Origin of the sequence: Halostagnicola sp. A56 (assembly GCF_000691505.1) — an archaeon.
GTDB lineage: Archaea > Halobacteriota > Halobacteria > Halobacteriales > Natrialbaceae > Halostagnicola.
The window spans coordinates 117,308-130,260 of record NZ_JMIP02000019.1 but is presented as its reverse complement, the minus strand read 5'-3'; the positions used below and the strand labels follow the sequence as shown (position 1 = coordinate 130,260).

General features: G+C 62.1%; 16 protein-coding genes. 11 read left to right on the top strand and 5 right to left on the bottom strand.

Features of this window, described 5'->3' with window-relative positions; genetic code table 11:
• The first annotated feature begins 26 nt into the window (after positions 1-26).
• The 5 genes from EL22_RS10620 (at position 27) to EL22_RS10600 (ending at position 3,789) form a co-directional block, all read left to right on the top strand.
• Positions 27-1,148: a pyridoxal phosphate-dependent aminotransferase gene (locus EL22_RS10620; RefSeq protein WP_050051480.1), complete on the top strand. Its 1,122-nt coding sequence runs from the start codon at positions 27-29 to the stop codon at positions 1,146-1,148.
• Between the two features lie 180 nt (positions 1,149-1,328).
• Positions 1,329-1,562 (top strand): hypothetical protein, encoded by a 234-nt coding sequence (locus EL22_RS10615; protein ID WP_156184106.1) that lies wholly within the window; start codon positions 1,329-1,331, stop codon positions 1,560-1,562.
• An 11-nt stretch (positions 1,563-1,573) separates the two neighbouring features.
• Entirely contained in the window at positions 1,574-1,951 is a 378-nt protein-coding gene (locus tag EL22_RS10610) for a hypothetical protein (protein WP_050051478.1), read from the top strand.
• A gap of 72 nt (positions 1,952-2,023) precedes the next feature.
• Entirely contained in the window at positions 2,024-2,980 is a 957-nt protein-coding gene (locus EL22_RS10605) for an NADPH:quinone reductase (protein WP_050051477.1), read from the top strand.
• Positions 2,981-3,078: 98 nt separating this feature from the next.
• Positions 3,079-3,789 carry an SDR family oxidoreductase gene (locus tag EL22_RS10600; protein ID WP_050051557.1) on the top strand — a complete coding sequence of 237 codons (711 nt, stop codon included), beginning with the start codon at positions 3,079-3,081 and terminating at the stop codon, positions 3,787-3,789.
• A 20-nt stretch (positions 3,790-3,809) separates the two neighbouring features.
• Here EL22_RS10600 and EL22_RS10595 read toward each other — a convergent pair whose 3' ends face one another.
• Entirely contained in the window at positions 3,810-5,159 is a 1,350-nt protein-coding gene (locus EL22_RS10595; protein ID WP_082146756.1) for a sodium-dependent transporter, read from the bottom strand.
• 442 nt (positions 5,160-5,601) lie between these two features.
• Between EL22_RS10595 and EL22_RS10590 the strand changes: the two genes are divergently transcribed.
• From EL22_RS10590 to EL22_RS10580, 4 genes are all read left to right on the top strand, one after another.
• Positions 5,602-6,366 carry a DUF6612 family protein gene (locus EL22_RS10590; RefSeq protein ID WP_050051476.1) on the top strand — a complete coding sequence of 255 codons (765 nt, stop codon included), beginning with the start codon at positions 5,602-5,604 and terminating at the stop codon, positions 6,364-6,366.
• 264 nt (positions 6,367-6,630) lie between these two features.
• On the top strand, positions 6,631-6,969 hold the full coding sequence (locus EL22_RS10585; protein WP_050051475.1) for a cupin domain-containing protein: 339 nt from the start codon (positions 6,631-6,633) through the stop codon (positions 6,967-6,969).
• Between the two features lie 91 nt (positions 6,970-7,060).
• On the top strand, positions 7,061-7,216 hold the full coding sequence (locus tag EL22_RS17215) for a hypothetical protein (protein ID WP_156184105.1): 156 nt from the start codon (positions 7,061-7,063) through the stop codon (positions 7,214-7,216).
• Positions 7,209-7,703 (top strand): hypothetical protein, encoded by a 495-nt coding sequence (locus EL22_RS10580; RefSeq protein WP_050051474.1) that lies wholly within the window; start codon positions 7,209-7,211, stop codon positions 7,701-7,703. The genes EL22_RS17215 and EL22_RS10580 overlap by 8 nt, the downstream gene beginning before the upstream one ends.
• Positions 7,704-7,722: 19 nt before the next feature.
• On the opposite strand, the gene EL22_RS10575 is transcribed toward EL22_RS10580, so the two are convergent.
• The 3 genes from EL22_RS10575 to EL22_RS10560 all read right to left on the bottom strand — a co-directional run bounded on the left by EL22_RS10575 (position 7,723) and on the right by EL22_RS10560 (position 10,231).
• Positions 7,723-8,619: a DUF5518 domain-containing protein gene (locus EL22_RS10575; RefSeq protein WP_050051473.1), complete on the bottom strand. Its 897-nt coding sequence runs from the start codon at positions 8,617-8,619 to the stop codon at positions 7,723-7,725.
• A 103-nt stretch (positions 8,620-8,722) separates the two neighbouring features.
• On the bottom strand, positions 8,723-9,271 hold the full coding sequence (locus EL22_RS10570) for an XTP/dITP diphosphatase (protein ID WP_050051472.1): 549 nt from the start codon (positions 9,269-9,271) through the stop codon (positions 8,723-8,725).
• Positions 9,272-9,577: 306 nt separating this feature from the next.
• Positions 9,578-10,231, bottom strand: coding sequence for a helix-turn-helix domain-containing protein (locus tag EL22_RS10560; protein ID WP_050051470.1), 654 nt, complete (start codon positions 10,229-10,231; stop codon positions 9,578-9,580).
• A gap of 115 nt (positions 10,232-10,346) precedes the next feature.
• Between EL22_RS10560 and EL22_RS10555 the strand changes: the two genes are divergently transcribed.
• Positions 10,347-11,996, top strand: a complete 1,650-nt coding sequence (locus EL22_RS10555) for an NADH-quinone oxidoreductase subunit D (RefSeq protein ID WP_231587935.1) — start codon at positions 10,347-10,349, stop codon at positions 11,994-11,996.
• Positions 11,997-12,031: 35 nt separating this feature from the next.
• Here the strand turns inward: EL22_RS10555 and EL22_RS10550 are convergent, their stop codons facing one another.
• Positions 12,032-12,331 (bottom strand): DUF5808 domain-containing protein, encoded by a 300-nt coding sequence (locus EL22_RS10550; protein WP_050051468.1) that lies wholly within the window; start codon positions 12,329-12,331, stop codon positions 12,032-12,034.
• A 166-nt stretch (positions 12,332-12,497) separates the two neighbouring features.
• On the opposite strand from EL22_RS10550, the gene EL22_RS10545 reads away from it, so the two are divergent.
• A complete protein-coding gene (locus EL22_RS10545) occupies positions 12,498-12,857 on the top strand; it encodes a helix-turn-helix domain-containing protein (protein WP_050051467.1) in 360 nt (119 codons plus the stop codon).
• Positions 12,858-12,953: the final 96 nt, after the last annotated feature.

The window sequence follows — 12,953 nt, the reverse complement described above, 5'->3', positions numbered from 1 at the left end:
TCGGGGTTGGCTCCCCCCGTTGTACCATGACGGAGTTCTCTCATCGGGTCGAGCAGGTGTCGATCAGCGGGATCCGGGAAGTGTTCGAAGCCGCGGGCGAGGACGCGATCAACCTCGGACTCGGGCAACCGGACTTTCCGACGCCCGAGCACGCTCGAGCGGGAGCGATCGAGGCCATCGAGTCGAAGAAGACCGACGCCTACACGTCGAACAAAGGGACGCAGTCGCTCCGTGAGGCAATTTCCGGAACATACGACCGTGAGTACGGGATCGGCATCGATCCGGGGGACATCATCGCGACATCCGGCGGGAGCGAGGCACTTCACCTGGTGTTAGAGGCCCACGTCGATCCGGGAGAGGAAGTCATTTTCCCCGACCCCGGCTTCGTCTCCTACGACGCGCTGACGAAGATCGCCGACGGAACGCCCAAGCCGGTCCCGCTCCGGGAGGACCTCACGCTCGATCCGGCGACCGTCGAGGAGGCGATCACCGACGACACCGCCGTGTTCGTGGTCAACAGCCCCTCGAACCCGACGGGTGCGGTCCAGTCCAAAGAGGACATGCGCGAGTTCGCACGCATCGCGGACGAACACGACGTCCTCTGTCTCTCCGACGAAGTGTACGAGCGAATCGTCTTCGAAGGCGAACACCGCTCGCCGCTCGAGTTCGCCCAGAGCGACAACGTCGTGGTCGTTAGCGCCTGCTCAAAGACGTACTCGATGACCGGCTGGCGACTCGGCTGGGTCGTGGGATCGAATCGGCGTATCGAGCGAATGCTACGGGTCCACCAGTACGGACAGGCTTGCGCGAGCGCACCGGCGCAGTACGCCGCCGAGGCGGCCCTGACCGGCCCACAGGATCCCGTCTACGAGATGGTCGACGCGTTCGAGAAGCGCCGAGACCTCGTCGTCGACGGCCTCGAGGACGCCGGCCTCGAGGTCCCGACGCCCTCGGGCGCGTTCTACGTCATGCCGAAGGTTCCGGACGGCTGGTGCGAGGAAGTCCTCGAGCGCGACGTGGTCGTCGTGCCGGGCGACGCCTTCGGCGCACACGGCGAGGGCTACGCGCGACTCTCCTATGCGACCGGGACGGAGGAACTCAAAGAAGCGCTCGAGATTATCGACGCGGCGACGCAGGCGGTGCGGTAGTCGCCTCCAGCAAGGATCTCCACTATCCAGGCTCCGATACTCGACGGTTGGTCGAATACATCAACAGACTTCTCGAGCGTGAGTGAACCAATTGATAGGCGTTCGCAGGGTATGGTCGATAGCGAGTCTAAACCCCGAGTTGGCACAGGGTTTATATGAAATGGTTTGGTTTCTAAGAGTATGGTCCCCAATATTAGTCGTCGCTCACTCGTGGTCACCGTCCTCGGGGGAGTTACCGCAACGGGTGCAGCCAACTATGGCTGGCGACAGTACAAAACGAGAAATCACCTTGACCTGCGACTTCTCGGCAAGAATCGATCGGACGAGTCGGCTGACATTGCGGTGACGATTCTGGAAGATGGAGACCCAGTCTACGAGGAGACAGCTGTTCTACGTCTGAAACCGATCCTGTAGGTGTCGTACTGGTGGGGATCGAGTTTGGAAATGCGACCGCGGAACCGCTCACGTTCCATTATCTCGTGGAAAACGAAGACGAGATCATCTTCTGGTCGTCTCGAGAAGTGACACCGGACGCGGGTGAAGAGCAGACGGGATTCGAAACGTTCGTTCCAGATGTACCGCCCGATCCAGGACCAATTACGGTGCACTGTCGCGTCGGCGATCAGCGCGCGACTATCGATTTTATCCGGGACGATTTCGGCGGATCGGACGACGTCGACGGGAAGTGCGTTATTGGAACGTTTATTCACGGGTTCCGCGGTGAGAACGTACTGAGTACCCATCCAATTGCCGTCGATGCATTCGAAGAGCCGCCAGAGTGGGTCGAATGCCCCCGTGAGTAACCGCCCTCGAGAGAAGAGAAACCGCGCTGTCGATCACGTGATCCTATATCGCAGGCTGTCCTACAGGCGGGTATGAAGGCCGTTCGATACCACGAACACGGCGGCACGGACGTACTGGAACTCGAGGAAATCGAGACGCCCGAACCCGACGCAGACGAGGTACTGGTCGAGATCGGCGCTGCGGGGATCAACCCCGTCGACACCTACTTTCGCGAGGGATCCTACGCGCCCGCGGAACTGCCGTGGATCCCCGGATCGGATTTCGCCGGGACCGTCGAGGCCGTCGGCGACGAGGTGACCGCGTTCGAGCCGGGTGACCGAGTTTTCGGAACCGGACTCGGGAAGGACATCCCGGGAACCTGTGCGGAATACGTCGCGTCTCCGACCGATCGAATCGCGACGCTTCCCGACGGCGTTTCGATCGAGACCGGCGCGGCCCTCGGCGTTCCCGCCGTGACCGCCTGGCGGTCGCTGATCGATCACGCCGAACTCGAGCCCGCGGAGCGGTGTCTCGTCCACGGCGGGAGCGGCGGCGTGGGTCACGCCGCAGTACAGATCGCGGCCGCGACCGGGGCCGAGGTGACGACGACGGCCTCGCCGGAGTACCACGAGAAACTCGAGTCCCTCGGGGCCGACATCGTGTTAGACTACCACCGCGAGGATCTCGAGGACGCGGTGATCACCGCGGGCGCTCCCGACGTGATCCTCGATCACCGACTCGACGACTACCTCCAGTTCGACGCGAACGTCGCGACGCAAGGAACTCGAGTCGTCGGCATCGGCAACACGGGTCCTGAGGCCGGCTTCTCGAACGTCCCGGCGGCGCGCTCGAAGGAGCTTCGGATCCACCTGATCAGCATGTTCAACACACCTGATCTCGCCGCGGTGCTCCGCCGCGTCGCCACGTTGCTCTCGAGCGGGACGCTCTCGGCGGAGGTCGACCGAACGTACGATCTCGAGGAAGTTTCGGATGCACACGAGGCCGTGGTCTCCGAGAGCTTCCTCGGGAAACTGGTCGTCACGCCGTAGCTCCCGTCGAACGCATCTCTCGTGTTGGGACTCGAGCGAGTCGTCGTCGCTCGAAATCCGGGTGGGAACTTTTGCACCTGCGGGTGGCAGGAGTGTGTATGTCTGTCACGTACGACTTCTCGGAGACGGTCGCGGTGGTCACCGGCGCGAGCGGCGCGCTCGGAAGCGCCGCAGTCGAACGGTTTCGAGACGCGGGCGCGACCGTCTGCGCCGTCGATGTCATCGAACCGGACGCGGACGACAGCCTCCTCGAGCCGGACGACGCCGTCCAGTTCTACGAGGGGGATCTGACCGACGAGGACGAGGTTGCCGAGTTGTTCGAGTCCATCGTCGATGACCACGGTCAGGTCGACCATCTGCTCAACATCGCCGGGACGTGGATGGGCGGCCAGCACGTAGCGGAGACGGATCTCGCGGAGTTCGACGCTCTCCTCAATATCAACCTGAAAACGGCGTTTCTGGTGTCGAAACACGCCCTTCCACACCTACAGGAGAGCGAGGGTTCGATCGTCAGCGTGAGCGCGCGCTCGAGTCTCGAGGGCGGCGAGGGCGACGGTCCCTACCGAATCACCAAAGCCGGCATCCGAATTCTCACGGAAACGCTGGCCGAGGAGAATCGCGGCACCGTCCGCGCGAACTGCGTCATGCCGAGCGTCATCGATACGCCGGCCAATCGGGAAATGATGCCGGATTCGGATCACGACTCGTGGGTCGACCCGCTCGAGATCGCGGACGTGATGGCGTTTCTCTGTAGCGACGGCGCGTCGGTCACGAGCGGCGCGGCCGTTCCGGTCTACGGCGAGGCGTAAACGCCGAAAAGAGGTGGCGATTAGGCGAAGAGTCCGCTGAGGGCCTCGTACGCCCCCATCGCGTTCAACGTGAGGACGACGACCAACACGATGATGACCGGAATCCGAAGGACCCAGATCCAGGTGATCCCCCACGCGCCGAGGTTTTTGACTCCCTTTCCGAGTTCCTCGAGGCCCATGTCGGTCTTGACCCAACCGACGTAGATCGAGAGCAACAGCGCTCCGAGGACGAGCAGGATGTAGTTCGCGAGTTGGTCGTAGACCGTGAGCCACGACAGGCCCCCGTCGTACGCGACGGGAACGCCGACGAGGAAGATAGCGGTCCCGACGAGAAGGGTCGCTGGGGCCCGATCGACGCCGTGTTCGTCGATCAGGTACGAGGTGACGACCTCCAGGATGCTGATCGCGCTCGAGAGCGCTGCGATGGCCACAGTCGCGAAGAAGACCGCGCCGAGGACGCCACCGAGCGGGAGGTTCGCGAACGCCTGCGAGAGCGAGATGAAGATGAAACCAGCACCAGCACCGACTTCTGTGATCTCAGAAACGCCAACGCCGCCAGAGAAGAGGATCGGGAACGCGACCAATCCGATAGTAAACGCGATCGCCGTATCCAGTGCGACGATGATGAGGCCGTCCTTGGCGAGGTTGCGATCCTCTCCGAGATAAGACGCGTACGTGATCATTACGCCCATCCCCAGTGAGAGCGTGAAGAAGGCCTGACCGGCGGCTGCAGGAAGGATGTCCGTCCAGTTCGCCGCGATGGTACCGAGATCGGGCGAGAGATAGTACGCGTACGCGTCCCCAGCGCCGGGAAGCGTAAACGCGTAAACTGCGAGACCGACCGTCAACAGGATGATCGCGGGGACCATCAACTTGACGGCGAGTTCGATACCCTGCCGGATACCGAGCCCGACGACGGCGATGACGGCGGCCATGAAAATCGCGTGTGTGAGAACCGATACCGCGCCACCCGTGGTGGCTCCGAACTGCGCTGCGCCGTCTGTAGCGAAGTTACCCTGCAGTCCGTACGCCGTGTACTGCAGGACCCACCCGGCGACGACGCTGTAGTACGACAGGATGACGAATCCGGCGGTGACGAACACCCATCCGATCCGTTTCGCCGGTCCCTGACCGATCTGTTTCAGTGCGCCAACCGGGTTCCGGTCGGTGTATCGGCCGACTGTAAATTCGACCATCAATACCGGGAACCCGACCAGCGCGATCAACGCGAGGTAGACGACGAGGAACGCCGCACCACCGAATTCGCCGACCTGGTAGGGGAACCGCCAGACGTTCCCCAGTCCGACGGCGCTTCCCACCGCCGCTAGTATGAACCCTGTTCTCGTTGCCCATGTTTCTCGCTCTACCATGTGTGGGTTATCGACCCCATCCCCACAAATAACTTACTAGACATGATGTATTAGTGGAATGTCAACTCGAGAAATTTTGCCTGAAAAATGGACGGAAATCTTTTTCCCAGTGGTTACACGACTGTCTGCTATGACTCGGAGCAGGTGGTCGCCGTGACGAATCTCTGGCGCTGGATAGTGAGTTCGTTGTTGTTTTTCTTCGTTTTCGTTTTCTTACTCATTCTCCTGAGTACCCTGATTCCGGGGTAGCGGATCTAATTAGAAAGGGACGAGAACTGTTGTATGGCCCTCGAGACAATGGCGGGGGTTGCAACGATAGCGCTTGATGGCATGGGGAGCACTGGTCCGATCTGATGATTATCACGCTTACGCGACTCTCTTCTCTCGCTGAGTGAACTGCAGGACAACGGTTTAGATGCAATCTGTTGAGCGTTCACAGAACGTGACACACTCAACCCGAACTGGCGCGATCCTCGCCGTTGTACTGATCGTGGCGCTGGCCGGCTGCTCCGGCGCGATGCCCGGCGGTCAGGAATCCGCCGACGAGGACGAAGTCGAACAAACCGACATTCTCGAGGAAATCGAGGCGGTCGACTCGTATCAGTATGAGATGACGCGGACGGTCGGAACTGAAGAGGGCGACGAGACGGTCGTCTCCGAGGGACGGATCAACGAATCTGCGAACCGCTCGCACGTGAGTTCGACGGCCGACACCGAACTCATCTCGGAGAACGAGTCGGTTCAAATCGACGAGTACATCGTCGAGGACACGCTGTACGCGTCGATCGGCGGCGACTGGTTCCAAATGGAACTCGAGGGCAACGTCTGGGAGGAAAGCGCCCAGCTCGCGGCTCAGACCGACTTCATCGAAACCGGGACGCTGACCGAGGAGGGAACCGAGACGGTAAACGGGGTCGAAACGACCGTCGTCTCGGTCGAGGCGACCGAGGAACTGAAAACGGAACTCCAGAACTCGCCGAACTTTCAGGCGACCGGTGCGACCGTCGACGACGTCTCCTACGAACTCTACGTCGACGAGGAGACGAACTACATCCACAAGATAAACACCGAGTTGACGACGACAACCGGCAACCAGACGACCACGTCGTCGACGGAGATGACGATCACCGGCCACAACGAACCCATCGACATCGAACTGCCGGCCGACGCCGAGAACGCGGAGGAAGGTTCGCCGCCCGCACTATAGCCGCGGTTCGAACGAACGTTAGGGAATCAGCATCAGTCACATATGCTTGCAAAATAACCTGACGGGTTTCTACCAACAGTACAATCATCGTGGTGCTAGTGGCAACTGATGACCCATTCGTCACAATCGTCGACTCGAGCGTCGCTCGAGTTCTCGACAAACGAACTGACGGGTGCGCTAGGGGGTTTGGTTAGGCTCTTGCATTATTCGTCGACCTGTGATCCGAGGAGAAGAATATAGTGCAGTGACAGGATAGCAAGCAGTATGGATATCACCAACTGGAACGAGCCAACCCGAATCGACGAACTGGACGGCGGCGAACGGCGCATCCTGGCGTGTACCGACGAAATGATGCTCGTTCACTACACCCTCGAGGCGGGCGCAGAAGGACCGCCCCACAGCCACGACGAGACGACACAAGCGAGTTTCGTCGTCGAAGGATCGCTCGAACTCCGCGGCGAGTACTCGAGAACCGTCGAGGCGGGCGGTTCGTACGTTGTACCGCCCGGGACGGAACACGGTGTTCGGGCCCTCGAACCGTGTCGCGTTGTCGATGCCTTTGCACCCCCGATCGAGACGTACCGGCCCGATACGCTCGACTGAAGTTATTGCCTGCAAATTGCGATTGTCGTCGCGTACTGGCTCGATAGCCGAGTTACACGTATTTTTAGTCCCGTAGCGCGAAGGTCGGTCGATGCCTTCGAGTTGGACCGATCTCTTCGAACGCGCCGAGACGATCCACGCCGACCTCGAGACGATCCGGGAAACCCTCGAGGCCCAGCGCGACGGCGCTGGATCGGACGACCCCGAACCCCACCCTTCGGGAGACGAGGTGACCGAAGATGGCTGAGCAACCGAACCCGACCCGCGTCGTCGCTGCTTCCGACGTGCTCGCGGCCGACCTCCTCGTCGGCGGCGACGCCCGCGCGGCGCTCGATCACGTCCGACGTCACTCCTGGGTCGACCTCGTCGCGAGCGACGAACTGCTCGCCGAGACCGAGCGCCTCGTAGCCGCTCTGGCCGACGCGGATCTGGCGGCCGACCACCGCGAGCGACTCGAGGCCGAACGGGTTCGGGTCGAACAGCCCCCAGAGGACCACCCCGCGCTCGCGTCGGCCTATCAGGGCAACGCCGCGCATCTACTGAGCTACGACGAACGGCTCGGCTCGGCGAAAGCCGGGTTGACGCTTCAGCCTCGAGTCTCGCTCAGTATCCGCCCGCCCGACGCGTTCGCGACCCTCTTCGATCCCGAAAGCCTGTACCAAACGGTCGAGGGCCACGGCGGAGAGTATCCGGGCCCAGATCGAGATCCGCGAAACGGGGAACCGTTCGAGTAGTCGCGTTTCCGGCCAGCAGTTATCGGATCCGCCCGCCGACGTGGCGGTATCTGGCCACGAGATACCCGACGGCCGTCACCCAGAGGGCGGCGAAGAACCCGTACGCGCCGGGTGCGGACGGCGTCGAAATCCCCCGATACGCTGCCCCCAGAGACACGAGCACGTAGCCGGCGATCGGGAGGCCGACGTACACCCAGAGGGTCGGGATCCACGTTATTCCGTCCGGTCGAGGTTCAGTAGCGTCGATGAAAAGCGCGATGAACGCGACGAGCGACAGCGGTATCAGCACCAGCAAGAAGAGTGCCGACAGCAGGAACCAGCCGTCGTTCCGTCCCTCGCTAACGATCAAAACGATTGCCGCGGGTGGAACTAAGAGCACGTACGCCGCGATCGAGATCCACCAACGCGAGTCCCGAACGTCGCGCGCTCGAGTCTCCCCCGGTGGAACGATCCGATGCTCTCGCTCGAGTCGATTGGCCACTCGAGCGGTGATCGCCGCGATCGCCGCCGTTATCGCTGTGGTCAGCCCGACGCCGAAGATGATGACGGGCGGCGTGAGAACGGCGGTGAACACGGTCGTCTCCCACGATCCGCTCCAAATCGTGGTAGCCGAGTTCGCAAGAGAGAGGAGTACCGTCCCGAGCGAGCCCGCGAGCCCGGTCCAGACGCCAGCGCGGTGACTCTCCGTTTCGCGGTCGCTGTAGCGGTACCCGACGACGACCGCGGCCACCAGTAACGGTAGTCCCGAGACGGATCCGCCGACGACGACTCCGTCGTCCGGAACGGGTTCCCAGGACAGAAGCAGAGTGAACGGAATCGTCGCGAGTCCGGCGAGGATCGCGAATCGAAGCGAGTCGTCCGTCAGGCCGTCGCGGAGGGGTTGAAGCGAGGGAAGGGCGGATCGAAGCGGAGCCATGTGTGTGGTTTTTTGTTGACACGACCTCTTGAAGATACTGTTCGCATTGGTCGGTATTGACGGGAAAGCCGGAGAGAACAGCTTCGCCGGTGGCCCCGCCGAGCTATCGTTCGTCGGCGTACCACTCGGCGAACGTCGCCAGCGCCCGGCCGCGGTGGGAGATGGCGTTTTTCTCTTCGGTGCTCATCTCGGCCATCGTCTGGCCGTTGTACTCGAAAATCGGGTCGTAGCCGAACCCGCCCTCGCCTCGAGGCGCGACCAGCGTCCCGGCCACGGAGCCCTCGAACGTCTCGGTGCCGGTCTCGTCGCAGTAGGCCAGCACGGTTCGGAATCGGGCGCGGCGGTCGTCTTCCTCGCGAGCCAGCCGCCAGAGGCGCTCGACGCCAACGGTGTCCTCGACGAACGCGGAGTAGGGGCCGGGAAAGCCCCCGAGCGCGTCGACGAACAGCCCCGCGTCGTCGACCAGCACCGGTTCCTCGGCTCCCAGTTCCTCGTAGGCCTCGAGCGCCCCGTGGGACGCGATAGCCGCGAGGTCGTCGCTCTGGATCTCGGTGTAGTCGTAGTCGACCTGCTCGACGGGTTCGATTCCCTCGAGGTAGGCGGTCGCCTCGCGCACTTTCCCCTCGTTTCCGGTGACGAACTGGACGGGCATACGAGAGGGGGCGTCCGGGAGGGCTAAATGGTCGTCGGTGTCTCCCGATTCGTGCCGGTCGTTTCAGATCGGTTCACTCGTTTCGGTATCGATTCGCGAGACCGATCGGCGAGCGCCCAGCTCGCACGGGCCACAACGAGTACCGCGCCTCGTCCTCCCCAACCGACTCGTTCGCTCGCAGTCTCGCGACGCTTCGCGTCGCGCTCTCACTCGCCCCTCGCGCGCTCTCGAGTCGCGGCTCACTGTCCGTTCCCCCGATACAGCGCGCGCCACCGTCTGTCGATGCTCCTCGCTCCACCCGCCAGATCACAGCTCGAGGCCGCGTATCACCCTCGACTCGGCTTTTTGGAGGTGTTCTGCCGCCGTCCCCGGGGAAACGTCCAGTTCCGCGGCGACATCCTCGACGCTCGCCTCGCGCGGAACCGCGTAGTACCCCTCGTTTCGAGCGATTCTGAGCGCGTCGCGCTGTCTCCGTGTCAGGCCGGTCGTTCCCGAGTCGAGGGGGTGCACGTACTCTCCGACCCGGTTGACGTCCGCCGTAATGCCGTCCGGGATCGACTCGAGGGCCCGTTTGAGGTCGGTCGGTTCACCGACGACCGAGAATCGAACCGTCCAGTCCGAGCGGTACTCGAGCGGTGGCAGGGCGACGAGCGTCCCCCGAGTGAACGTCTCGAGGAGCTGTTCGCCGATGTCCTCGGGAACGTCGCGGACGTAGACCGAAAAGGATCGTTCCCCTAGCTCCGTCAGGTCGTACGAGACTGTCCCACCGAACTCCGCGATGGCTCGTTCGTAGGCCGCCGCGTCGCCGACGACGTGAAAGATAAACGAGCGCTCGTCGTCATCCGTGAGGTTGCCGTGTACCATCCGGTAGGAGTCGAACGCGTCGCTCTCGGCGACGAACCGATGCATGGGGTGGATCGTCTCGGCATCGTAGTGAAGCGTCAGCCGAACCGTTTTCATCGTTCGCAGATCCGCTCGAGTATATAAATAGCCTAGTGACTGATGCAGAATCGACTCCCGAGGGTCGCTCCCATTCGCAACTATGTCGACAGGTTCCGAATCCGAGGCGCTCGAGATGAGTGGGCGAACCGAAATTGCGGACCGAGAGGGCGGAATCGACCTCGAGACCCTGCTCGGTGAGGCAATTCTCGCTCGAGACGATCACGATAACGCGCCGGGAATCGTCGTGCGACCTGACGAAGTGGTGGCCGTCCTGGAAACTCTTCGCGAGGAGGCAGGGTTCGATCACTGCGCCTGCGTGACCGCCCAGCAGTACCACGATCGGTTCGAGACGATCTATCACCTCCGATCGTACGCCGATCCGACGCGGGAACTGAGCGTCGTGGTTCCCACCGCAGTCGACGACCCGGTGAGCGATTCCGCCGCGTCGGTGTACCGGACCGCAGAGTGGCACGAGCGCGAGGCGTACGACCTTCTCGGGATCGACTACGAGGGCCATCCTGATCCGCGACGGATCCTGCTGCCGGAAACGTGGCAGGGCCATCCGCTCCGTCTCGATTACGACCAGACGAAGCCGCAGATCGTCACGCTCTCGGAGCACGCGAATCCGATCGCGGGCGACGAACGCGATCCCGAGTCGGAGACGATGTTCCTCAATATTGGTCCGCATCACCCCTCCACACACGGCGTGCTCCACGTCGAGGCCGTGCTCGACGGCGAGACGGTGCTCGACGCCGATCCGGACATCGGGTACATCCATCGCTGCGAGGAGCAACTGTGCCAACAGAGCACTTACCGCCACCAGATCATGCCCTACCCCGACCGCTGGGACTGGGTCTCGTCGGGACTGTTGAACGAGTGGGCCTACGCGCGGGCCGCCGAGGACCTCGCGGATATCGAGGTGCCGGAGTACGCACAGGTTATCCGGACGATGGGCGCGGAACTCTCGCGAATGGCCTCGCACTTCATCGCGCTCGGAACGTACGCGCTCGACGTCATCGGCGAGTTTACCGTCGCCTTCCAGTACGCGATCCGCGACCGCGAACTCGTCCTCGATATTCTGGAGGAACTGACCGGCCAGCGAATGATGTTCAACTACCTTCGACTCGGCGGCGTCGTCTGGGACCTCCCCGAACCTCGCGAGGAATTTGTCACACAGGTGCGTGACTTTCTCGCCGAATTACCCGCGAAGATCGACGAGTACCACGACCTGCTTACAAACAACGAGATCTTCCAGTTTCGCTGTGTCGATACCGGGATCCTCGAGCCCGAAGTCGCCAAAGCGTACGGCTGTACGGGTCCGGTCGCCCGCGGTTCGGGCATCGATTACGACCTCCGGCGCGACGACCCCTACGGCTACTACGAAGATCTCGAGTGGGACGTCGTCACCGAAGACGACGGCGACAACTACAGTCGGCTTCTCGTGCGAATGCGGGAAGTCGAGGAATCCGCGAAAATCATCGAGCAGTGTCTCGACCTGATCGAAGAGTGGCCCGAAGACGAACGAACGGTCCAGGCCAACGTTCCGCGGACGCTCAAGCCCGACGCTGATTCCGAAATCTACCGCGCCGTCGAGGGAGCCAAGGGCGAACTAGGGATCTACATTCGGGCGGACGGCACCGACACACCTGCACGGTTTAAAATCCGGAGTCCCTGTTTCTCGAATCTCTCCGTCCTCCCCGAAATCTCCCGCGGCGAGTACGTCGCCGACCTGATCGCCTCGATTGGCAGCCTCGACTGTATCATGGGTGAAGTCGATCGGTAGCTAGAAAACGGCGGGGTCGACCTGCGCGGAGTCGATCAGTCGTCGCTGTCGTCGTCGACGATCACTTCGACCGGCTCGTCTTTCGTGTCGTCCTCGAGGTCGTCGTCGGCGTCGGATTCGCTCGTTTCCTGCTGATAGAGCAGGGCGCCCGCGACGAGGACGACGACCCACGACCGCCAGTTGGCGAGGTTGAGGGTATAGCCGACGCCGAAGGGCTTCTCGACGAGCATGCCTTCGCCCGGTTTCCAGTATGAGGAGAGCATCCGGCCGATACTTGGACGTTCGAAGTTGTACGGTACCCCGAGAATCTCTCCGGAGGTCGGCTTGTCTGCCATGCACGGGCCTACGGCCTCGCCTGATAAGAATATTGTGTGACTGTCTCGGCTTTCGAAGAATCGTCTCCAGCGCCAGCGGTATCGTCGCCGATCGGCCGATCGAATTATCCAAGAACCAAAAGGATACCGACGATACATCTAATACACTCGAAGACAACCCATACATATGCCGATCGACATCGAGACGTTCGAATCCTCCGGCGAGGATCGCCTCACTGCTGGTGGCGAGACGAACGCTGAACGGGTTATGCACTTTCTTGCGACGAACCCCGATAAAGCGTTCACGCAGAGTGAAATACGCGATTCGACCGGCGTCAAAGCCGGTAGCATCAGCGTCGTCCTCTCTCGTCTCGAGGACCGCGACCTCGTTCGACACAAGGGCAACTACTGGGCGCTCGGTTCGAGCGATGATATCGCAGCGTACGTAGACACGCTCGAGAGCACGCGCGCTGCAAACGACCGGTTCGGCGAGGAGGATATGGACAAGTGGCTGGAACATGCGGTCGAAGACGAGGACCACGAATGAGCTATCGGCGAGGCGATGTCGTCTGGGGACCTGACCCTTTCAAATCGACCGAAAATCCTCACCCGTGGCTTATTCTCAACAACGATACGCATCCGT